Annotated in this window: 23 protein-coding genes and 1 tRNA gene; 12 read left to right on the top strand and 12 right to left on the bottom strand. The window is 43.9% G+C overall.

What is annotated here, in order from left to right; all coding sequences use genetic code 11:
• Positions 1-41: 41 nt before the first annotated feature.
• The 5 genes from dnaG (at position 42) to UCH003_RS02110 (ending at position 4,730) form a co-directional block, all read left to right on the top strand.
• Positions 42-1,703, top strand: a complete 1,662-nt coding sequence (dnaG, locus tag UCH003_RS02130; protein WP_060825256.1) for a DNA primase — start codon at positions 42-44, stop codon at positions 1,701-1,703.
• Complete coding sequence (locus tag UCH003_RS02125; RefSeq protein WP_060825255.1) at positions 1,681-2,664, top strand: argininosuccinate synthase domain-containing protein; 984 nt, start codon at positions 1,681-1,683, stop codon at positions 2,662-2,664. The genes dnaG and UCH003_RS02125 overlap by 23 nt, the downstream gene beginning before the upstream one ends.
• Positions 2,665-2,725: 61 nt before the next feature.
• Positions 2,726-3,106, top strand: coding sequence for a response regulator (locus tag UCH003_RS02120; RefSeq protein ID WP_197653532.1), 381 nt, complete (start codon positions 2,726-2,728; stop codon positions 3,104-3,106).
• Between the two features lies 1 nt (position 3,107).
• Positions 3,108-3,704, top strand: coding sequence for a chemotaxis protein CheC (locus UCH003_RS02115; protein WP_041962403.1), 597 nt, complete (start codon positions 3,108-3,110; stop codon positions 3,702-3,704).
• A 3-nt stretch (positions 3,705-3,707) separates the two neighbouring features.
• Positions 3,708-4,730 carry a sensor domain-containing diguanylate cyclase gene (locus UCH003_RS02110; protein WP_060825254.1) on the top strand — a complete coding sequence of 341 codons (1,023 nt, stop codon included), beginning with the start codon at positions 3,708-3,710 and terminating at the stop codon, positions 4,728-4,730.
• Here the strand turns inward: UCH003_RS02110 and UCH003_RS02105 are convergent.
• From UCH003_RS02105 to UCH003_RS02055, 11 genes are all read right to left on the bottom strand, one after another.
• Entirely contained in the window at positions 4,727-6,013 is a 1,287-nt protein-coding gene (locus UCH003_RS02105; RefSeq protein ID WP_039673562.1) for a response regulator, read from the bottom strand. The two genes, UCH003_RS02110 and UCH003_RS02105, sit on opposite strands and share 4 nt — an antisense overlap.
• On the bottom strand, positions 6,006-7,538 hold the full coding sequence (locus UCH003_RS02100; protein ID WP_060825253.1) for a PAS domain-containing sensor histidine kinase: 1,533 nt from the start codon (positions 7,536-7,538) through the stop codon (positions 6,006-6,008). Before UCH003_RS02100 ends, UCH003_RS02105 begins: the two co-directional genes overlap by 8 nt.
• Before the next feature lie 4 nt (positions 7,539-7,542).
• Positions 7,543-8,568, bottom strand: a complete 1,026-nt coding sequence (locus UCH003_RS02095; protein ID WP_060825252.1) for a protein-glutamate methylesterase/protein-glutamine glutaminase — start codon at positions 8,566-8,568, stop codon at positions 7,543-7,545.
• Positions 8,561-9,031, bottom strand: a complete 471-nt coding sequence (locus tag UCH003_RS02090; RefSeq protein ID WP_039673567.1) for a chemotaxis protein CheD — start codon at positions 9,029-9,031, stop codon at positions 8,561-8,563. Before UCH003_RS02090 ends, UCH003_RS02095 begins: the two co-directional genes overlap by 8 nt.
• A complete protein-coding gene (locus tag UCH003_RS02085) occupies positions 9,031-9,921 on the bottom strand; it encodes a sensor histidine kinase (RefSeq protein ID WP_060825251.1) in 891 nt (296 codons plus the stop codon). Before UCH003_RS02085 ends, UCH003_RS02090 begins: the two co-directional genes overlap by 1 nt.
• A gap of 4 nt (positions 9,922-9,925) precedes the next feature.
• On the bottom strand, positions 9,926-10,747 hold the full coding sequence (locus UCH003_RS02080) for a CheR family methyltransferase (protein ID WP_041962407.1): 822 nt from the start codon (positions 10,745-10,747) through the stop codon (positions 9,926-9,928).
• Positions 10,747-12,804, bottom strand: a complete 2,058-nt coding sequence (locus UCH003_RS02075) for a chemotaxis protein CheA (protein ID WP_060825250.1) — start codon at positions 12,802-12,804, stop codon at positions 10,747-10,749. The genes UCH003_RS02080 and UCH003_RS02075 overlap by 1 nt, the downstream gene beginning before the upstream one ends.
• Positions 12,797-13,066: a hypothetical protein gene (locus tag UCH003_RS02070; protein WP_039673572.1), complete on the bottom strand. Its 270-nt coding sequence runs from the start codon at positions 13,064-13,066 to the stop codon at positions 12,797-12,799. The genes UCH003_RS02075 and UCH003_RS02070 overlap by 8 nt, the downstream gene beginning before the upstream one ends.
• A gap of 89 nt (positions 13,067-13,155) precedes the next feature.
• Entirely contained in the window at positions 13,156-15,153 is a 1,998-nt protein-coding gene (locus UCH003_RS02065) for a methyl-accepting chemotaxis protein (protein WP_060825249.1), read from the bottom strand.
• Between the two features lie 19 nt (positions 15,154-15,172).
• Entirely contained in the window at positions 15,173-15,664 is a 492-nt protein-coding gene (locus UCH003_RS02060) for a chemotaxis protein CheW (RefSeq protein ID WP_060825248.1), read from the bottom strand.
• Positions 15,665-15,666: 2 nt separating this feature from the next.
• Positions 15,667-16,053, bottom strand: coding sequence for a response regulator (locus tag UCH003_RS02055; RefSeq protein WP_060825247.1), 387 nt, complete (start codon positions 16,051-16,053; stop codon positions 15,667-15,669).
• A 161-nt stretch (positions 16,054-16,214) separates the two neighbouring features.
• Here UCH003_RS02055 and UCH003_RS02050 point away from each other — a divergent pair, with 161 nt between their 5' ends.
• Together UCH003_RS02050 and UCH003_RS02045 are read left to right on the top strand one after the other, a co-directional pair.
• Positions 16,215-16,748 carry a J domain-containing protein gene (locus UCH003_RS02050; RefSeq protein ID WP_060825246.1) on the top strand — a complete coding sequence of 178 codons (534 nt, stop codon included), beginning with the start codon at positions 16,215-16,217 and terminating at the stop codon, positions 16,746-16,748.
• A 61-nt stretch (positions 16,749-16,809) separates the two neighbouring features.
• A tRNA-Ala gene (locus tag UCH003_RS02045) sits at positions 16,810-16,885 on the top strand.
• A 156-nt stretch (positions 16,886-17,041) separates the two neighbouring features.
• On the opposite strand, the gene UCH003_RS02040 is transcribed toward UCH003_RS02045, so the two are convergent.
• Positions 17,042-17,350, bottom strand: coding sequence for a DUF2325 domain-containing protein (locus UCH003_RS02040; protein WP_039673655.1), 309 nt, complete (start codon positions 17,348-17,350; stop codon positions 17,042-17,044).
• Positions 17,351-17,471: 121 nt separating this feature from the next.
• Here UCH003_RS02040 and UCH003_RS02035 point away from each other — a divergent pair, with 121 nt between their 5' ends.
• The 5 genes from UCH003_RS02035 to UCH003_RS02015 all read left to right on the top strand — a co-directional run bounded on the left by UCH003_RS02035 (position 17,472) and on the right by UCH003_RS02015 (position 21,214).
• Positions 17,472-17,798, top strand: coding sequence for a YnfA family protein (locus UCH003_RS02035; protein ID WP_060825245.1), 327 nt, complete (start codon positions 17,472-17,474; stop codon positions 17,796-17,798).
• 71 nt (positions 17,799-17,869) lie between these two features.
• On the top strand, positions 17,870-18,376 hold the full coding sequence (locus tag UCH003_RS02030; RefSeq protein ID WP_060825244.1) for a DUF1007 family protein: 507 nt from the start codon (positions 17,870-17,872) through the stop codon (positions 18,374-18,376).
• Entirely contained in the window at positions 18,373-19,125 is a 753-nt protein-coding gene (locus tag UCH003_RS02025) for a nickel/cobalt transporter (RefSeq protein WP_060825243.1), read from the top strand. Before UCH003_RS02030 ends, UCH003_RS02025 begins: the two co-directional genes overlap by 4 nt.
• Positions 19,125-20,564: a nickel/cobalt transporter gene (locus tag UCH003_RS02020; RefSeq protein ID WP_060825242.1), complete on the top strand. Its 1,440-nt coding sequence runs from the start codon at positions 19,125-19,127 to the stop codon at positions 20,562-20,564. The genes UCH003_RS02025 and UCH003_RS02020 overlap by 1 nt, the downstream gene beginning before the upstream one ends.
• Positions 20,561-21,214 carry a DUF1007 family protein gene (locus UCH003_RS02015; protein ID WP_231964796.1) on the top strand — a complete coding sequence of 218 codons (654 nt, stop codon included), beginning with the start codon at positions 20,561-20,563 and terminating at the stop codon, positions 21,212-21,214. The genes UCH003_RS02020 and UCH003_RS02015 overlap by 4 nt, the downstream gene beginning before the upstream one ends.
• The last annotated feature ends 27 nt before the right edge of the window (positions 21,215-21,241 follow it).

Raw genomic sequence — 21,241 nt, 5'->3', positions numbered from 1 at the left:
AGAAAAGAACTCTATTATACCAAACTTGCTATAATTTACTTATGATAGATAAAACATCCATAGAAAACCTCAAACAACGTCTTGATATTGTCGATGTGGTCGGTTCGTACTTGGAACTGAAAAAAAACGGCGCCAACTACAAATGCGTCTGCCCGTTTCACAACGACACCACGCCGAGCCTCGTGGTCAGCCCCTCCAAACAGATTTACCACTGTTTTGCCTGCGGCGCGGGAGGAGACGGTATCAAATTCGTGATGGAGTACGAAAAACTCTCCTACCCCGAAGCCATTGAAAAACTGGCACGTATGGTCAATTTTTCGCTTGCGTATACGACCGACGAAGGCGGCGTCAAACGCGAAGATCGAAAATTAATGGAAAACCTCAACCTTTTTTACGTCAAACAACTTGACAAAACGCCTTTTGCCAAAGAATACCTTTTTAAACGCGGCATATCGGATGTTTCGATCGAAAAATTCGAGCTCGGCTATGCGCCTGCATCGTTTGCGACGTTGGACTTTTTGAAAATGCGCGGCTATGCGATGAGCGAAGCGATGGAGTACGGCGTTGCTGGTCTTGGCGAAAGCAATCAACCCTACGCGCGTTTCATCGAGCGCGTCAGCTTTCCTATTTACAGTCCGACGCATCGACTCGTGGGATTCGGAGGACGTACCCTTTCCAACCATCCCGCCAAATACGTCAATTCGCCGCAAACCAAGCATTTTAATAAATCGCAACTGCTTTACGGCTATCACCTTGCCAAAGAGTCCGTTTTTAAAGAGAAAAAAATCATCGTGACCGAGGGCTATTTGGACGTCATTATGCTCCACCAAGCCGGATTTACCCAAGCGGTCGCAACCCTCGGAACGGCTTTAACCTCCGAGCACATTCCTTTACTGATGCGAGGCGACCCCGAAATCATCGTCGCGTACGACGGCGATAGTGCCGGTATCAACGCCGCACTGAAAGCTTCCGTACTTTTAAGCACGCACGGTCTGCGAGGAGGCGTCGTGCTCTTTAGCAACGGTATGGACCCTGCGGATATGGTCCAAAACGGCCTTATCGATACGCTCAATCGACTCTTTTTATCCCCGCAACCGTTTATCGAATTTGCGCTGGAGCGCATCGTTAAAAAGTACGATCTCAAAGATCCTCTCGTAAAACAACAAGCCCTTAACGAAGCGACCGCTTACCTCAAAACGCTTCCCAAAGCCGTTCAGGAAAGCTATACGGGACTGCTCTCCGGCACGCTCAATATTTCTCAAAATCTCGTCAAAATCCAAACCCATAAACCGACCAAACAAGCCCCTAACGAGCGAAGTTTTGAAGACATGTTGGAATTGACGATTATTAAAACGATTTTGAGCCAACCGGGGCTTATCGACACCGTTTTAGATACGATCGACCATGCGATGTTCAAAACACATCAAGAAGAGTTTTTGCTTTTACTCGAAAACCGTTTGGATCATCCCAAACTCCGACGTATCTTGCTTTGGGACGACGTCAAAGTGTATGACGAAAACGAGTTGATCGCCTCAATGGCGGCGTTTTTATACCATTTTTATAATGAAAAGTTTCAAGCCATCAAAACCTCGAAAACGCTAAGTTACGAGCAAAAACAGTTTATGATTCGTAAAATTCAAGAAAAATTAATGAAATTAAAAAAAGGTGAATTGGTTCCGTATGAAAGCATTAGTCCTCTTTAGCGGCGGTTTGGATAGCATGTTGGCTATCAAACTGCTCACTGCCCAATCAATCGACGTTATTGCCGTTCATATCCGCATCGGATTTAGCGGCAAAGAAGATCATGAAGTTTTATTACGCAAAAGAGCCGCGATGGCGGGAGCCTCGCTTGAAGTCGTCGACGTCCAAAATCGCTACCTGCAAGAAGTGCTTTTCTCACCGCGTTACGGTTACGGTAAACAGTTCAATCCATGCATCGATTGCCACGGGTTTATGTTCAAAGTCGCCAAAGAGCTATTGGCACCTTTCAACGCGTCGTTTATCGCAACCGGCGAAGTGATAGGACAACGACCGATGAGCCAAACGCGAGACGCATTAAAACTGGTACGCAAATTGGCAAACGATCTTGAAGACGGGCTGATTTTGCGACCGCTGAGCGCACAACTTTTAGATGAGAGCAAAGCCGAACGCGAAGGCTGGGTCGATCGAAGTCTGCTTCTGGGGCTTAGCGGTCGGGGTCGCCATGCCCAACTTGCATTGGCGGCACAGTTCGGCTGGGAGGATTATCCCACGCCCGCAGGCGGATGCTTGTTGACCGATCAGCAGTTTAGCCTCAAACTACGCGATTTTATTGCCCACGACACGCTTTGCAAAGACGATATTCCGTTACTGAAATACGGAAGACACTTTAGGCTTCCAAACGGCGCAAAACTGATTGTCGGACGCAACGAAGAAGAAAACGCGGTGCTCGAAGGTATTTTTAACCCAAAGTTTGCGCCCATCATCGTCGAAACGTCCCTCGGTGCTCCTTTTTCACTCATCTCAGCACAAGCGGGCGAAGACGATTTACAAACGGCGTGTCGTATTATTTTGAGCTTTACCAAAGCAGATCCCGCCGCTTTTTATACATTGGAGACACAAGGTCGTAGCCTTTTAGCGGCTGCGTATCCTGAACGGGATGCGGCTAAAAAATATCTTATATAGTTTTTTAAAGATACTTTTTGTATTATTAAAACAATGCAATTTAAAATGTTAGGATTATGAGATGAGTTTATCGGAAAAAATGATTTTTTTAGTCGTGGACGATTCAAAAATTTCACGTAAATGGCTTATTGAAATGATCCCTAAAAAAATTGCCGAGTACACGCAAATTATCGAAGCCGAAAACGGCGAAGAAGCCGTAGCACTTTTTAAACAATACGCTCCCGATATCGTTTTTCTCGATATTACGATGCCGATCTTAGACGGATTTGAGGCTCTTCTACAGATTCGTGCCGCTAATAATGAGGCTTTGGTCGTTATGATTTCGGCCGACCGACAAAAAAGCACCAAAGAAAAGACTTTAGCTTTAGGTGCTTCTGCGATTCTCTCCAAACCGATCGATGCGGAAGAGTTTCGCTCAACGCTTTTAAAATTGGTTTTTTAACATGGTACAACACTTTAGCGCTCAACAAGAAGATATTTTAAAAGAGTTGATTAACGTCTCTTTCGGACTTGCGGCATCGTTAATCGGAGATATGCTGGACAATTATGCCAAGTTGCACCTTCCCGAAATCTCCAGTATCGATATTTTGAACCTTAACGGTAAAATCATCGAAGTCTTAGGAAGAGAAAATGAATTTTACCTTACGAAACAACGCTTTTTAGGCTCGTTTAACGGTGAAGTTTTGTTTGTGTTCAATCCTTATTCCGCGCATGTTTTTACGCATCTATTGCTCCAACAAGCAACGTGCGACGATAACGATATTAAGTCGTCGATTTTAGAGCTGACCAATATCATCACGTCCGCATGTATCGGTAAATTTTGCGAAATTATTCACGGAGAAACGATTTTCAAAGTTCCTTCGATTGAAAAACGCGACGTCTTGGAAATGGATAAATACGATAAAATCGAAGGTTACGACAACGTGATCGTCATTAAAACGGCTTTGGACATCGAAAAAGAGAATATCTTAGGTCACATGTTCATTCTTCTTAATAATGAGATGCTCGAGCAGCTCAAACAAACTATCGACCAACTGTAAGCTATGTCTATTCATTACGAAACCCTCATCGACTCGATCAACGTCGGGATCATTACCGTCGATGCCAATTTAACGATCCATTACATCAACAAATGGGTAGCGGTACATAGCAATATTCAGCCCGATGAGGCTCAAGGACAAAACCTCTTAAGCGTTTTTGACATTCCGGAAGAAAAACTCAAATCGCTCAAACGCCATATCAAAGCCGCGCTCACGCTTCATAGTCCCTCTTTTTTTACCGCCGACGCCAACGGTTATCTCTTAGCAATGCAACACTCGATGACGATCAAATCGGCATTTGAGTTTATGCAACAAGACGTTACGATCGTCCCTTACGATTTAGAACAAAAAATCGTTACGATGTTGATTTACGATCAAACGACGTTGATGGAAGAAAAAAGTAAGTGCAACAAAGAGAGTGCCGAGCTTGCAAGAGCAGTCAAAATAGCTAATGCAACGATTCGAAAGTTGGAAACGGCACGTAATAAACTGGTCAAACAACAAGACATGATCTATAAGCAAGCCCACTACGACCACCTTACTTCGCTTGCCAATCGAACGCTTCTGCATCAACGTCTGCAACTTCTTATCGAAAGCAATCTAGCAAGCGGTAAGAAATTCGGCGTTCTCTTTTTAGACCTTGATAATTTTAAAGAGATCAACGACTCCTTAGGGCACGACATCGGCGATATGATTTTAATTAACGTTGCAAAAACCTTGTTGCTTGCCACGCGAAAAACCGATACGGTAGCACGTTTCGGGGGCGATGAATTTATTATTTTGGTTGACGACATCGAAAGTGAGGAGGTGCTACGCCATATCGCTTCCAAACTGGTCACAAACTTACAACAACCCATTCGCGTGCATCATATGGACATCGGCGTTACGACGAGTATCGGCATCAGCCTCTTCCCCGATCACGGTAAAGATTTCAATCAGCTTATTAAAAGTGCCGACGTGGCTCTTTACGAAGCCAAATCGGCCGGACGCAATACCTACAAAGTCTTTGCGCCTTCTAAACTTTAAAAAAATTCGATTTCGTCATCATCCGTTACGGAGCCTTTCTCTTCAAAAATAGCCTCTATTTGCAAACACGAGCTTAAAAGCGAAGAGTCTAAATAGTGGATATCGCGTGCGACTTGCGTAATAAAAACATTTTCGCGCCATGAAGCCAAATCGCTTAAAAGGCTAAAAAGCATCGTTGAGAGTCGCTTGATTTTTTCACTCTCAAATTGATCTTCGGTTAAAGTGCTCAAAAAATTAATCAAGGTCTGAACCGCAAATCCCAAGTGTTCAAACGCCATTAATTCGGCAAGAACGTCGGCGTACTCTTGAAGATTCTCGTAAATAATTGCCAAACGTTGTTTGCTCGGCTCTTTTTCAAACGCCAAAATGGCACTGTCCGTTTCCTCGTTGAGTGCTTCAAGCGCATCAATTTTCGGCATAAGCGAAATAGCGGTCGACTGGACATAATCTTGCGCGCTTAAAACATCGTCGTGTGTTTTTGAGAGAATTTTTTGAGCCTCTTCGCTCAAGCTCGAAACGCTCAGTTTCTCTTCGATGCGCCCCTTATCGAGTTGGATCGAAAGCATATCTTGACTTAAAATATATTTGGCGTTGGAAAAGTGTTTTAAGAAAATATTTTTAATCACCGCACTCTTTAACGGCCTTACATGTAAGAGCATCATAAAGAGTTTATCTTCGTTTTCTTCGACGATGATCGTACTTTCAAAATCACGGTGCGTGAGCCATAAACAAAAACCGAAAAAGAGACGTACGCAATCGCTTAAATCGATAATATTTTTAGGAGCATTGAGCCAATAGTCCCAAAATTCGCTTAATGCTTCTTCGCTATCGATGCGAAACGTGATCGTACGGTGAAAAACGCGACTGTTGAAAGGATTGATCGCGCGCTGATTTTTGCGAAGTTCTTGCTTACGAAATTCGATAATGCGTAAATACTGTTTGACGCGTTGTAAAAAATGTTCCGAATACAAAGGCTTTGTGAGATAATCTTCCGCTCCCAAAGCGAGCATTTTGTGCTTGGAGGTCTCGTCGTCTAAAGCACTTAAGGCGATAATCATCGTTTTTTTGTCGACTTGTTTGATGTAACGCGTTGCCTCAAAACCGTCTAAATTGGGCATCATAATATCCATAAAAATCAAATCAAAATGATTTTTGACGCACATTTCAACGGCAACTTGCCCGTCTTCGGCTTCTTGTATTTCTATTTCTTCAACCTCTTCGAGTAAGAGATTGAGCGTTAAACGGTTGTTATCGTTATCGTCGACGATCAATATTTTATACATATTTTGGCTCCTTTAATCGTTTCGTTAAACTAAATTTGACGCCGCCTAAGTGCGCGGAATCCTCTAAGCGATACTCAAAGCCTAAGCCTTCGCATAACAATTTCACAAAATGAAGTCCGATACCCGTCCCCTTTTTTTCCATGCTACTCGGTTTAGAAGCACTTTGATTGTACAGCTCAAAAACTTCTTCTTTATCTTGATCTCGGATACCTTTACCGTCGTCTTCGATCGTAATTACGAGAGTCTCCTTGCTCGAAGAGAGCGTGATCTCGACGGTCGACGTACCGTATTTAATCGCGTTGGAGAGAACGTTGGAGAGTATTTGCTTAAAGCGATACTCGTCGCTGCTCAAAAACGGCTCGCTATCGTCGCTATGAAATACCATCGTGCGATGATATTCTAACGCCAAGGCACCGTGTTTTTCGATCACGTCTAAAATGCTCTCTTTAGCGTTAAAAAACGTCAGATTGTAGTGCAACTTTTGATGGCGAAGCTTGCCCAAATCTAAAATATTGCTCACGTTTTCCAACATTGAATGCGCGCTTTTGTAAATTTGCTCCAAAAGATGCATCCGCTTTTCTTTGGGAATCTCTTCAATATTCGGCATATGCTTGTACAGGTATTGCGAAAAGTTCATAATGGCATTGAGCGGCGTCTTTAATTCATGCGTAAATAAAATCAAAAAAGCGTCTTTGGCTTCGGAAAGTTTCATCTGTTCTTGCGCTTGTTTTTCCTGCGCCTGCACGGCGCGCTTTTCAAGCAGCATCTGCGTAATGTCCTGCCTGACCGCTAAGTATTGTACGATTTTTCCGGTATGCGTGTCTTTAAAAGGGATAATAATCGTATCGCCCCAAAAATCACTACCGTCTTTATTTTTATTTAAAACCCGCTCTCGCCACACTTTCCCTTGCGTAATCGTTCTCCACATGTCTTGATAAATTTCCGTACCGTTAGCGGGATGGCGTAAAATACGATGGTTTTTCCCGATAACCTCGGCGGGAGTATATCCGGTGACTTTGGTAAAATTATCGTTAATGTAGGTAATATTGCCTTCCGTATCCGATTGCGATACGATCGAAGCGTCCAAGAGTGCTTCAAAATACTGCATATCGCTTAAAAAAATGTCGCTTTGCGACAACTCTTGGATGGCAGATTTAAGATGTACCGCCGCTTTGTCTTTTTCCGTTTCCAAACACAAATAACGTTCGCATTGCAACATCAAGACTTCATTCAAATTAAATGCATCCTCGGGACTTATAAAGATGATGATCGCAAGATCGAGATTGTGTTGTTTGATGCTCTGAAGCGTCGAGAAATAGGACGTTCCTTGATACGAAATCGTACCGAAGATAAGATCGAAGCGCGTGTGCGAAGCCAACTCAAAAATCGACGCGGCATCGGTTTCCCAATAGAAACGATGGTGCGTCAACGAAGCGACATGTAAAAGTTCTTGATGCGCTACCATCTCACCGATCACTAAAATATTCAACGATACGTTATGCGTGTGTAAGACGGAAGCTTCCATGGTGCTATGTCTCCAAAAAGCTTAAGACCGATTGCGAAATTTCTTCAAGCGGTACGACGGCATCGACGCCTCTTAGTTTGATAGCCTCTCTTGGCATACCGAACACGACGCAACTCTCTTCAGACTGGGCAATTGTTTTAGCACCGTTTTGATGCATATGAAGCATCCCTTTTGCCCCGTCGTTTCCCATACCGGTTAAAATCACTCCGATCGCATTGGCTCCGGCCACTTTCGCAACGGAATTGAACATCACGTCGACGCTCGGACAATGCCCGTTGATTTTGCGACCTTCTCCGATTTCGACGTAATAACGTGCTCCCGAACGACGCAACACCATGTGCAATCCTCCGCGTGCAACGTAAGCCGTACCGATTTCCAAAAAAGCTCCGTTTTGCGCTACTTTAACGTCGATAGCGCACAATTCGCTCAGGCGTGCCGCAAACGTAGCAATGAACGTATCGGGCATATGTTGCACGATAATGACTGCCGGAGAATTTTTAGGCAGCCCTCTTAAGACGACTTTCAAAGCCTCCGTACCTCCCGTACTTGAGCCGATAGCAATGACTTTTTTCGTCGTCTCCGCAATGCTGAGTTGATTCGCGATCACCCGTTTAAGCGGTACGATTTGACGCAATTTTGCGTACGATGCATCGACGACTTTTTGAATCAATTCTTCTCGAATCTCTTCTTTACCGTCGTAAATATTTGAATGCGGTTTAGCCACATAATCGATGGCACCAGCCGCCAAAGCATCGAGCGTGACTTGCGCGCTTTTGCGCGTCAACGAAGAGACCATCACGACCGGTGTCGGCATATGGTTCATCAGCTTTTGAAGAAACGTAATGCCGTCCATTCGCGGCATCTCGACGTCTAAACAAATCACGTCCGGTCGTTTTTCGACGACCATATCGCGTGCGATATAAGCATCTGCGGCAAGACCTACGACTTCGATACGCGGATCGCTTTGTAAAATCTCTTGTAAAATATGGCGTGCCGTGGCACTGTCGTCCACGATAAGAACTTTAATCATGCATGATCTCGTTTTGAACGTATTTGAGCATAATACGATTGGCATCGCTGATCATCATAATGCGCCTTCCGTTATTTCCGCCCGTATCTTCGGCTTTAATGGGAATGCCGAGCGATCGTAACGTCTCTTTAGCAATCATAACGTTTTTGTGCCCGATCATTTGCGCTTCGCTATTGGCAACGTGAATATTAGCTCCGCCGAAAATCTTCGCTTCGATATTGCGGCGCAAACACCCGATATTTTCCATCGTTTCTAGAAGCCTCGGTATTGCGATATTTCCGAATTTCGGGCTTTCCAAACCGTTTCCGTTCCACAAAGGCAGTAAATAATGGTTCATTCCGCCGATCATCGTAACCCTATCGTAAAGGCATACCGCAACGCACGATCCAAGTACCGTGACGATTTCCGTAGCTTCGACTCCTATGAAAATCTCACCGACATGGATAAACTTACGCGGTAGCATTAAAACTCTTTCATCTCGAAATCGTCAAACATAAACTCATTGGCACTCTCGCTCGCAACCGACTCCGAAGCACTTGCTTCTTGAAGCTTCAATGCCACTTTAAAAACCGTCAACGCTTCGGAAGAGTCGTAATCGATCGAACCTTCCAGCGATTCGACCAAGGCATTAACGACGCTTAAGCCCAGCCCCAATCCGTCGACCGATTCGCGCGCTCGGCTTTGTTTATCGACTTTTTTAAAGCGATTAAAGACCTCTTTTTTATGCTCTTTGGCAATGACGTCTCCGGTATTGCTGATCTCCATGACGACGGTATCGTCTTGAATGTAGGCTCGAAACGAAACGGTATTTCCGCGAAACGAATATTCGCAGGCATTGGAAACCAAGTTCATTAAAATCGTGTGCAACTTCTTGGCATCGCTAACGATTTTGCTCGGCATTTCGATTTTTTTAACGACATGTAAGGATTTATCTTCGATCAAGTAGCCCAAAAGTTTACACACTTCTTCAAAAAGCATATCAATGTCTACGCTGCTCAAATGGCTTCCGATCTCGCCTGCTTCAATCTCGGCGGCGGTAAAAATATTCCCGAGCTGAAAATTGAGTTTTTGAAGCTCTACGTCCAACAAAAGTTTCATGCTTTGCGTACGCGGCGAATCATCGTTTTTCAACATCATGGACGAAAGATTGAGAAGCGAGCCGATCGGATTGTTGAAAACATTTTTAATTAATGAAAGAAATTCGCCTTTAACTTTATCGGTTTCACGTAGCTTTTCATTGAGGTCGTAGAGTTTTTTGGTTAAAAATTCCAACTCTTTGAGCGTCTCGTTTTTTTGCTCGAAGCGTTTTTTAACTTCTGCCAATAACCGCGCATCGCTTATATCGTCCATCATCGTCTTACACCTTCTGATAAATTGAAGCCCCTTTAGATTTAAAGCCTTGTTTCATATCGGTAAGGGCTTCGGAACTTCCGATAAACAAATACCCCTCTTTCGTAAGAAGCGTATGAAATTTTTTAACCAATTGTTCTTGCGTAGGCTTATCAAAATAGATCATAACGTTGCGGCAAAAGATAATATCGAACATCCCTTCTTTAAAAAGAGCGTAATTTCCCGTCACCAAGTTGTACTCGCGAAACGTTATCATAGACTTTAAACGTTCGTTTATCCTAAACGACTGCGTTTGCGCTTCGTACGTAAAATAACGTTGTAGCAAACTAGGATCGATCCCTGCACATGCTTTTTGCGTATACGTTCCCGTTTGCGCCGCTTTTAAAACGCGCGGCGACACGTCCGTCGCTAAAATTTTAATATCCCACGCACCGCTTTTGGCTAAATGCGTATCTAAGAACATCGCAAGGCTATAGGGCTCTTCGCCGCTAGAACACGCCGCCGACCAAATGCGTAGCTTTTTAGCCGGATGTTCCGCAAGTGCGGCACTGTACGTTTTTAAAAACTCCCACTGTTTGGCTTCGCGAAAAAAAGAGGTCACGTTCGTCGAAATCAACGAGGAGAGGTACGCAAACTCTTCCCCGCTCGTATCGTTACACAAACGATCGTAATACTCTTTAAAACTGACTAAACCAAGCTGTTTTACGCGTTTGGCAAGGCGCGCTTGCACCAAGTAGATTTTTTGTGCGCCTAAATTAATCCCTAAATGGTCATAAATATAGTGTTGAAAAAGCGTAAACTCTTTTTGGCTGAGCACCAAATTGCTCATTAATACAACTCTTCAACATTTAAAATCAATGCCACCTCGCCGTTACCCATAACGGCACCTCCGCTGACGCCTTCCGTTTTAGCGAAAAATTCTCCCAAAGTCTTAATGACGACTTGCTGACGACCGACCAATTCATCGACCAATAAAGCGAATTTACCTTTTTGGTTTTCGATACACACTAAGGTAGATTCCCACGCATTCGGCTTTTGAGTGTCGAGTTCAAGCACTCTGTTTAAGCGAACGATCGGTAAAAGCTCCGATCGGAGTTGCACGAACTCTTCTTTACTGCCGGCAACATGGACTTCATCCTCGGCAGGTCGAAACGACTCGATAATACACAACGTCGGGATAATAAAAATCTTTTCGCTCGAACGTACAATCATACCGTCGATAATCGCTAACGTTAAAGGCAAGATAATCAGAAACGTACTGCCTTGATTCGGAACGGAAGAGATTTCCACTTTTCCGCGAACGCTTTCAATCGCCGTACGAACAACGTCAAGTCCAACGCCGCGCCCCGAAAGATCGCTGATGACGTCCGCCGTCGAAAATCCGGGTTGCATAATCAAGTTGTAAATCTGTGCCTCGTTGAGTTCGTCTTCGGGTTTTACCAAACCTCTCTCCAAGGCTTTTTGGTACACTTTTTCTTTATTGATGCCTCGACCGTCGTCTTTGACTTCGATGATAATATTGCCGCCTCGATGGTATGCACTGAGCGTCACGATACCCTCATCGCTTTTGCCCGCTTTGCGGCGTTCTTCGACGTTCGTTTCGATCCCGTGGTCGATCGAGTTGCGAATAATATGAATCAAAGGATCGGAAAGTGCTTCCACCATCGTTTTATCGATCTCGGTATCTTCGCCCTGAAGAACGAGGTGTATCGGTTTTCCGACTTTTTTCGAAGAATCGCGCACGACGCGTTTCATCTTTTCAAACGTATCGCGAATCGGGATCATACGTAACGACATAACCCGATTTTGGATCAATTTGGTAATTTTTGAAAGGTTTTCGATGGTCTTTGTGACTTCGGCATCGCGTACCGCTTTAATTTTCCCGTTTTCGCCCAGATAATTTTGAGCAATAACCAACTCTCCGATCGAATCGAACAACTCGTCGAGCTTTTGCGCATCGATTTTTAAAAACGTTTTTTGAACCAATGCGGCTTTGATCTCTTTGTTTTCCTCTTTGGCAAGAGGCACACTTGCGACTTCTACAGGCTCCTCAGAAACGACGTTTAGTATCGGTTGCGCGACGGTAGGTCTTGGTGTAGCAACGATACGGTACTCCTGCGGCTCTAAAAAATCAAAAATCTCTTCGATTTGCGCTTGCGAACTTTGGGTCGCGTACATAATCTCGACTTGCCTAAAGTAATTGTATTCGCTATCAAACGTCTCTAGCGTACATGTGTCGATCGGACTCCAAAAAGAGGCCAAAATGCGCCCGACATGTGAAAGATTTTTGAAAAATAAAAAGTGGTCGAATCCGCGTAAATAGATATCGCTATCCAACGTTAGAATAATCGTATAAAGCGTTTCTTCACCCTCAAGTCGTTCAAAAAAAGATGCTTCATCAGGGCGTTGAACCGGCATCGGTTCGTCAAAAATCTCATTACCGAACTCTTGCGCAAGATCGTTACATGTTATTGTCGCTTGTGCGGGTTCGGGAGTCGTTTTCAACGTCGAAATAATCTTTTGGATTTGATTGAGGCATGCTTCGTAACCCTCGGGATGACCGCTACGCTCCGAAATTTCAAACTCAAGCGTCTCTTTGATCAGGTTGACGCTTTCCAAAAAAAGATCGACGTGGCTTGCGCTCGGCGTTATATCGGAACTTCTAAAAAAGTCTAAAACATCTTCGAAATGATGCACAAACTCCCCAAGACGCGAAAAATTAAACGCGTTAGCACTCCCTTTTAAGGTATGAACGCCTCGAAAAATTTCATTTAAAAGGGCTTTATTACTCGGCGACTCTTCGTAATTTAAAATATCGATATCCATCTTTTCGATAATATCGTTTGCTTCTTCGATAAAAATCTGTTTTAGTTTTTCTTTACTCATGGCTGTTCCAATAAAGCGTACCGAAAACACCCAAGTCTAAAGGTATTTTATCGATTGCATCGATTTTAAGGCTCGGTTTTTCCTGTTTCAAGCACCATAAAAGTGCCCATAAAGAAGAGCTCGTCGGTAAGCCTTCTTTGGAAGGGAAAATCACAATCTCTTCAATATAGGCTAATCGGTCTTTGACAAAAAGCGTCAGAGCTTTGATCTCTTCCAAATCCATATCAAAATCAAGCTCCAGTACATCACCGTCTATACACATATCCTACCCTTCTTACAAGCTTGGTACACAATGCACTACATGTCACTTTTGATGCAGCACTTTTTCGTACGGAAAAAAGAGTTTTTTGTTTAAAACTCTTTTAGATCGTCTTCGCCTAAAGGAAAGACATCTTCATTACTACGCTTGGAGGCGGTTTGCGAAAAGGAAGGCGTTTTAGCTTTTTTTGCACCGGAAGCAACCGACAAACGTTTCGGCGCGGGAACAACCGGTGAAAGACGTTTTGTTGTGCTCGCTAAACTTGGACGAGGCGAATCTTTACCCATATCAAACCCGGCTAAAGCCGCCATTTCCGCAACGCTTTGAAGCATTGCCAACGCTTGTGCGTTGAGTTCTTCGGCTGCCGCCGCCGTCTCTTCAGACGCGGAAGCGTTTTGTTGGGTAATCTGATCGACCGATCCCATCGCCGTTGCGATTTGGTTCATTCCCTCGGCTTGTTCTTTGGCGGAAATCGCAATCTCTCCGATCAAGTCCGACGTCTTTTTGATGCCGTTGAGGATTTCGGTAAACGACTCTTTCGTTTTATTGGCAACTTCGGTTCCGGCTTTGACTTGATCGATACTTGCTTCGATAATACCCGTAATCTCTTTAGCGGCACCCGCACTGCGTTCCGCCAAATTCTTAACTTCTTCGGCGACGACGGCAAAACCAAGACCGTGTTCGCCCGCACGCGCGGCTTCTACGGCGGCATTAAGTGCTAAAAGATTGGTTTGAAACGCAATCTCGTCGATTGTTTTAATGATTTTGGCAATTTTTTGTGAAGAATCGGTAATTTTTTCCATCGCGACCATAAGATCTTGAACACGTTGATTGCCCTCTTTTGCCGCATCGTTAGAGTGTTGCGCCAAGATGTTCGCTTCGCGTGAATTTTCCGCGTTTTGATTGTTGCTCGCAGTGGCTTGTTCGATCGTCGCGCTGACTTCTTCGACGCTACTGGCTTGCGAACTTGCACCCTCTGCTAAAGAAACCGACGCCGAGCTGATCTGCTCGCTGGCACTCACGACTTGCGTCGTACCTTCAGAGAGCGACTTCACGGATTCGACGACGACTTTGACGATACTACGAATAATGAACACTGCGGTTAAAAGACTGATGATAACGGCAATAACCAAACCTATGAGCATCACGACGGAGGCAACGCTTAAAGAATCGGAAGCATTATCGGAAACTTCTTTCGTATTGCCGACGCCCAGTTGCATCACAGAAGACGCCGCATCTAAAACATCGGCGGCGGCTTTCACGCGAATCGCATTTTCCGTTGCGGTTTCTTGCATAACGCTTATCATTCCTTTTAAGGAAGATTCGTAAACTTTAGCGGCATTTTCAATGTTCTTTAAATCTTCAAGATTATTAGCTTGAACGGTATTGGCTTTGATTTCGGTTAATAATTTATAGATGGCATCGAAAGAGGCGACGGCATTTTCAAGCATTTTCAAATCCCGTTTGAGTTGCGCACGCTGACCTAAGACGCGTGTATTGTGCGCAAGATCGATGACTTCGTTAATATGGCTTATTTTAGTAAGACGTGATACCAATTTTGCACCGTCTTGCTTCGTGTTAATCTCTTCTTTAAGTTTACTCTCTTGATTATCGAGGTATTTAGAAGCATTTTTCATAAAAAGCGTTGCATTTTCAACCATCGCGGCGTCATACTGTTTTTTACGCTCTAAAAGTTTTTCGGAACGATCATTCGATGCGATATATTCTAAAGTGCTTTTTGAAGCTTTTTGTTCGCCTTCAATCAAATTGGTTAAATGGTATTTTTTCCCGTGAACTTGCGCTTCGTTCAAATATTTTTGAAGGTTAATAAACTCTTTTTTGGCATTTGCAAGAGACTGTTCATTGTCCTGCATGGTAAAAGCGCGAACATCGTAACGAATTTGATTGGCTGATGCAAAAATCTTACTCGCTATTTCAACTTCCGGAGCATAAACTTCTGCAAGTTTTGCGGAATCTTGAGAAGCATTACGCATATTGACAATAGCCAAAATACCTAACGCCAACGTAATGAACAATAAAATACCGAATCCGATAGAAATTCTTTTGCCCAATGTCATAGTCTTATTCATCCCCTATCCTTTTATAGTGCTACGCAGTTTTACTTAATGCTTGTACGACACCCAATTCGTCTTCGCCGAAAAGAGCTACTAAATCCAAAATCATAATGACTTTATTTTTCTGTTTTGCCATATTTTTAATAAATTTCGTATCCACGTTGGATCCGAATTCCGGAGGTAAAGAGATATTTTCATCGTCTACGTTCACGACTTCTTCAACCTTGTCGACGATAAAACCTATGTTCTTTCCGTCGATCGTAATAATCACGATAGAAGTGTACATGTGAGGTTCAATTTCGGGCATATCAAATTTGATACGCATATCCACGACGGGGATAATATTTCCGCGAAGGTTCATAACGCCTTTAATAAAATGCGGCGTTTTCGGTACGGGAGTCGTTTTCATCATCGCGATGATCTCTTTTACGTCAAAAATATTGACACCGTATATTTCCTCTTGTAAATAAAACGTCAGAAACCGATTAGCGGTTAGTCCGACTCCTTTAGCATGCTTCTCTTCCATATTTACAGTCCTAATACCATCGTAATTGCTTTGATGAGCTTATCGTCGCTAAAAGGCTTTACCATCCACCCCGTCACCCCAATAGCCTTACCGCGAGCCTTCATGTCCGGAGAACTTTCCGTTGTCAAAATAAGAATGGGTCTGTTTTTAAATTTATCGTGAGATTTAAGCTCGGCTGCAAGATCAAGTCCGCTCATTTGTGCCATGTTGATATCGCTGATTAAAAGATCGTAATCTTCTCTGCCGTTTAAAAGGGCGTCAAGCAGTTCCGCGGGATTAAGGTACGTCGTAAACTGAATCGTTCCTCGCCCGATCATCTCTTCAAGAGCCATCTGTGCCGTTGCAAGAATCGTTTTAGAATCATCTACTAAAATGACTTTTTTACCCACACTATCTCCTTTGACTACCACGAGTTTTGTGCTCTATGGTAATAGCAATCCTCGTTAATATAGCTTAAAGAATATTAAAGGAGTGTTAAAAATATTGGGAAAATACGTACGCTAATCCATTATGGAACTTCTTTTGCTTTTTAAGGCAAAAAGGAGAGATTATGCAACTTCGTTTGACACCGCATTGTATTTGTATTTACCTCTCAAAAACTTCTTCACATTATGAAACCGTGATGCATACGCTCAATCAAGCTTTCGGACAACCTTTTTGGATCAAAGAGACGCTCATTAATATTGCTTTGCATCATGAATTAGAGCGGCGAAAAGCATTTTTAATCTCTTTATATCGTCATTGCGCTTTAGCTTCAAAGACACACAATGCACTTTTCTTGCAAAAACTGATCGCTTTTTGTGCCAAACCGATCAAACTGATTATTACACATGAAACAACAACGGATACTTCTTTAGAGCACATCGAAACTCGAACGGATCCTTATCGCCTGCTTCGGGTCAATAAATACGAGAGTTTTCACTCGATTCGCCGTAAATACCTCCGCTTGGCAAAAGCCTATCATCCCGATACGCTTCAAACGAATGACGACGCCTTGCGCCAAACAACAACACTCAAGTTTCGTCAAATACAAGAAGCCTATGAAGTCATTAAAGCAGAAAAAAAGAGACAAACTGCCGCATAAAAATCTTTTTTAAGGTTTGATTGGTACAATACTCTTCTTAATTTTCTTCCCGATCCGAAACGGGGTGTTAGCTCAGCTGGGAGAGCGCAACGCTGGCAGCGTTGAGGTCAGGGGTTCGATCCCCCTACACTCCACCACGATACCACCGAATTTTCAAGCACTTCTACCATCCGTCAAAATGTTAGGTGTGCCAGAAAGTGTGCCAGACTCCGTATCATAAAGCTTATGAGTAGCGTCCAATTTTATAAGCTCTCCATCTATGTAATGTCCATAAACTGACTGTATCAATCTTACTATTTTTCGAGGATACAACCGCCCGGATTGTACTTTTTACACAACTCGCAAAAAACGGAACTCTCGCTTCGCTTCGCACAGATAAATTCAATCGCTTTGCGTTTGGCTTCGTTTTTGAACTTATTCATCGCGTTGTGGTTCAAAAAGTTGGTTAACATAATGACCAACGTCACGTCTTGAGGAATCTCTTTTTTGACGACCGAAGGATTTCTTGCATCCCAATGCGTAATTTTTTGAAAAGAGAAATCTTGCAACACGGACGTAATCGAATCTATTTTATCTCCGCCGATGACCAATACTGCTGACATTGTTTCTCCTTTTTGATAATTGTTATTGAAATAATACGGAATCTTGACTTAAAGTTTTATAACTTTGAGAACTGTTATCATATTATTTGCGCTATACTTTTCATTTTGGAGGAATCGCACCATGGAAACGATCAAATCGCTAGGTTATTTTCTGTTGGCAGGACTGTTTGAAATCGGCGGAGGTTACCTCGTTTGGCTTTGGCTTCGAGAAGGTAAAAGCATCGCTTACGCACTTTTAGGTGCGGTTATTTTGGTGCTTTACGGCGTCATACCGACTTTGCAACCCGCTAATTTCGGACGCGTTTATGCCGCATACGGTGGTGTGTTTATTGCCCTTTCGTTACTCTGGGGTTGGAAAATAGACGGGATCGTCCCCGACATGTACGATCTTTTGGGCGGTATGATCGCGCTTGTAGGCGTCGGGATTATCATGTACGCACCGCGTTAAAGAGCGCAACTCAGTCGCTCTAAATCTTTTTGGGAGTACACTAACGCCATCTTTTCAAAACCGAGCCTTACATGTTAAAAATTTGCGCGTGTTTACTCTTTTACGCCTGTAGTGCCTTGGCGCATCCGCATACGTTTATTACGGTTTCGCTAGAGCTAAACGAAACGGAACTCAAAGTTCGGTGGCTTTTTGACGAAATGACCTCGCAAAGCTTACTCGAAGATTTCGATACCGATCGTAACGGCATTTTTTCACCCAAAGAAACCGAAGCCTTTAAAAAAGAGGTTTTTAACGACTTAAAACAATTTTCCTTTTTCACGCATCTTCAAGTCGCGAACAAAAGTGTCCCCCTCAAACCGACGCAACTTTTTCTTTGGCGCGAAAACAACGCTTTTGGTGTAGAATTTCACGTGGATTTAAAACCCTACGTTCATCAAAAAAAGTCGATCGGCTTTTGGGACGAATCGTTTTTATGTGCTTTGTCGCTCGAAAAAGAGCAGATTCGAACCTCTTTACCCTACACGCTTAAAGAGGTCGATAACGCGTATTACTACGGATATTTATTGGAGTTTTTATGATGCCTTCAACCCTCGCAAATACCTTTGCCCAAGCCAATCACTATTTCAATACGGCTATTGCCGAGCATTTTCATGCGATCGATAGCGGACGTGTTCAACCCGCGTTGTTCATTATCGCTTTGGCGTTTGGATACGGCGTCGTCCATGCCTTAGGTCCAGGACACGGAAAAGCCTTGGTAGCGGGATACCTTTTAGCCAATCCTTCCAAACGAAGCCATGTCTTTCAAATCGGCTTTCTGATCGCTCTCGTTCACACGCTTTCCGCCCTCGTCGTCACGTTGTGCGCCGCTTACCTTATGAACATCAGTGCCAATAGGCTTTTTCGAGACGTCAATCCTCCTTTGTTTCAAATATCCGGAGGTCTCATCGTACTTTTAGGCTGTTGGCTCGTTTACAACGTCTTTAAAGAGCGGCGCATCGTAAATGAGCCCGTCGTCGGTACGCAGACAAGTCGCTTCGGCGTCGTGATGCTTGCGGGCGTCGTTCCCTGTCCGGGCGTCATTACGCTTTCTTTTTTTGCAATTACGCTCGGGCATATGGGTATCGGTATGATCGCGGCACTTTTTATGAGTTTGGGTATGGGGCTTACTATTTCTTTGGCGGGACTTCTTGCGCAAAGCGTTCAAGCGTCCAAGGCAATCGCAACGCAACCGAAATGGTTTTGGGCGATTCGGTTTTTCGGTGCCGTGTGCGTCGTCCTTCTTGGGCTTTGGTTTTTAACGCATCCTATTCCGCAAAGGGCATTTTAATGTGTAAACGATTTTGGTGGTTCCTGCTTCTTCCTTATCACCTGTTTGCATGTGCGCTTTGTGCGCTCTATACGCCCTCGGCGACCGTTAACATAACGCTAGAGGGCGATGCTTCTACGCTCAAGGCAATAACGTTTGAATGGCATTTTAGTCAAGATTTTATCAAAACCCTAATCGATCGTTACGACGATAACCGCAATAAAAAGCTCGATCCGGACGAACTCAAGCGCATCGAGATTATTTTAAACAATTACGTCGCAAAAAAACATTACCTCACTTCGGTCGAATACACCGCACGCGGCGGCGAACAAGCGCACGTCGTACCGCTTAGCTTACATGTCAGTCGCAAAGAGCTCTTTTTCCAAACCAACGACGACTTGGTTTTTCGCTTTCGCTCCGATACGACGCAAGCCCTTTTGCCCGAAGACGAGCTTTCGTTTACGATCGAGGATAACGAAGGCTTTTTCGTCTTTTTAATCCACGGTATTCAACCCGCCGACGCAAATGTTTTCCCTTTTGAATTCAATCTTTTTAACCACATCGCTTTTATGAAAATTAGCGGCAATGCCGCAACACGTACGCAAGCACCCGCCCCAAGCGAACCGAATCTTGCACCGATAACGCCCGAGAAACAGGAAAACACGCGCCTTGAAGTTGCTCCCTCTTCCGAATCTTCAAGGCTTCTTTGGCTCAAAAATGCTTTAAGCTCGACGCAAAACACGATTCAAGATACGATGTCCGGACTCAAAGAGAAAGCTTCTTTTGCGGGATATTTGCTCTTTTTAGGTCTTTCGTTTTTCTACGGAGTGCTTCATGCAGCAGGTCCTGGACACGGAAAGACCTTGGTCAGTTCTTACCTTTTTGCCGCAAACCACGGCTATGCCAAGGCATTAAGTATGGCGGGACTGATCGGCCTTGTTCACACGTTTTCGGCATTTTTACTGACGTTGACGATTTACCTTCTTTTCGATCTTTTCTTCAATGCCTTTTTTACCGACGTGAGCTTCTACACGACCAAAATTTCGGCACTCATCATTCTTGCCATCGTCGCGTACATGGCGTATCGGAAAATCAAAGTACACCGAGCACGTCCGAAAATCGTCGCTTTTTCCGCCCACCCTTTTACATGTAGCTGTGCGGCATGCTCGCCTAAATCGCAAAGTAGCGACTGGGGCGTCGTTTTGAGTGCCGGTATCGTGCCGTGCCCCGGAACCGTAGCGATCTTTACGTTCGCGCTTGCCAACCGCGCTTATAGCTTGGGATTTTTAAGTGCTTTTTGTATGAGTTTGGGCATGAGCCTTATCATCGCCGCGGCGGCATTTTCAACCCTGTATGCTAAAAAACGTTTCCAGTCTAAAACGCCTCGCTTTTTGATTTATTCCGAGAGTATCGCTTTGGCGATTATGTTTACGCTCGGGCTGGTATTGTTGTTTTCATGAAACGTTTTTTAAAGAGAGTTCTTGCGAAACTCTCTCGCATGCGCTTAAAGCAAAGCTATAAAGGTTACGTTAACACGGAGTTTTCTTCGACTCAAAAAACACGCACTTCGGATGCTTTTGCTCCGTGTAAAAGGAGTTTTGCACGAAGCCTTATACTTTTCATCGGCACCGTCAGTCTCTTATCGGCTCATCCGCATGTCTTTATCGATACGCGCATTTCCGTCGAGCAAGAAAAAATTTGGATTTTATGGACGTTTGATGAGATGACGTCGTCGATTTTGATGCAAGATTACGACAAAAACCGTGATAAAATTTTAGACGAAAAAGAGATCGCATTCCTAAAAAAAGACCATTTCGACACGATAGCCAACTACAGTTTTTTTATGCATCCTTTTGACGGCAAAGAGGAGAAAACCATCACGCAGGTCGATGATTTTATGGCATCGTTTGAGGATTCGAAGTTACGCTATCTCTTTAGCATTCCCCGCCCAAAGATCCCCAAATACGAGTTACGTTTTTACGACGGAGAGATGTATGTCGCGATGATCGTGAAGCCGGAGTTTTTAACATGTCAAAAACCCTTTACATGTCAAACGAGAGGTTACGACGCCGACTTTTATTACGGCTATCAAGTGATTATTCGCCAATAAGCCAAGAGGAGACTCTCTTGGCTTAGC

The organism is Sulfurospirillum cavolei (assembly GCF_001548055.1).
Lineage (GTDB): Bacteria > Campylobacterota > Campylobacteria > Campylobacterales > Sulfurospirillaceae > Sulfurospirillum.
This window is presented reverse-complemented; position numbering and strand designations above follow the sequence as displayed.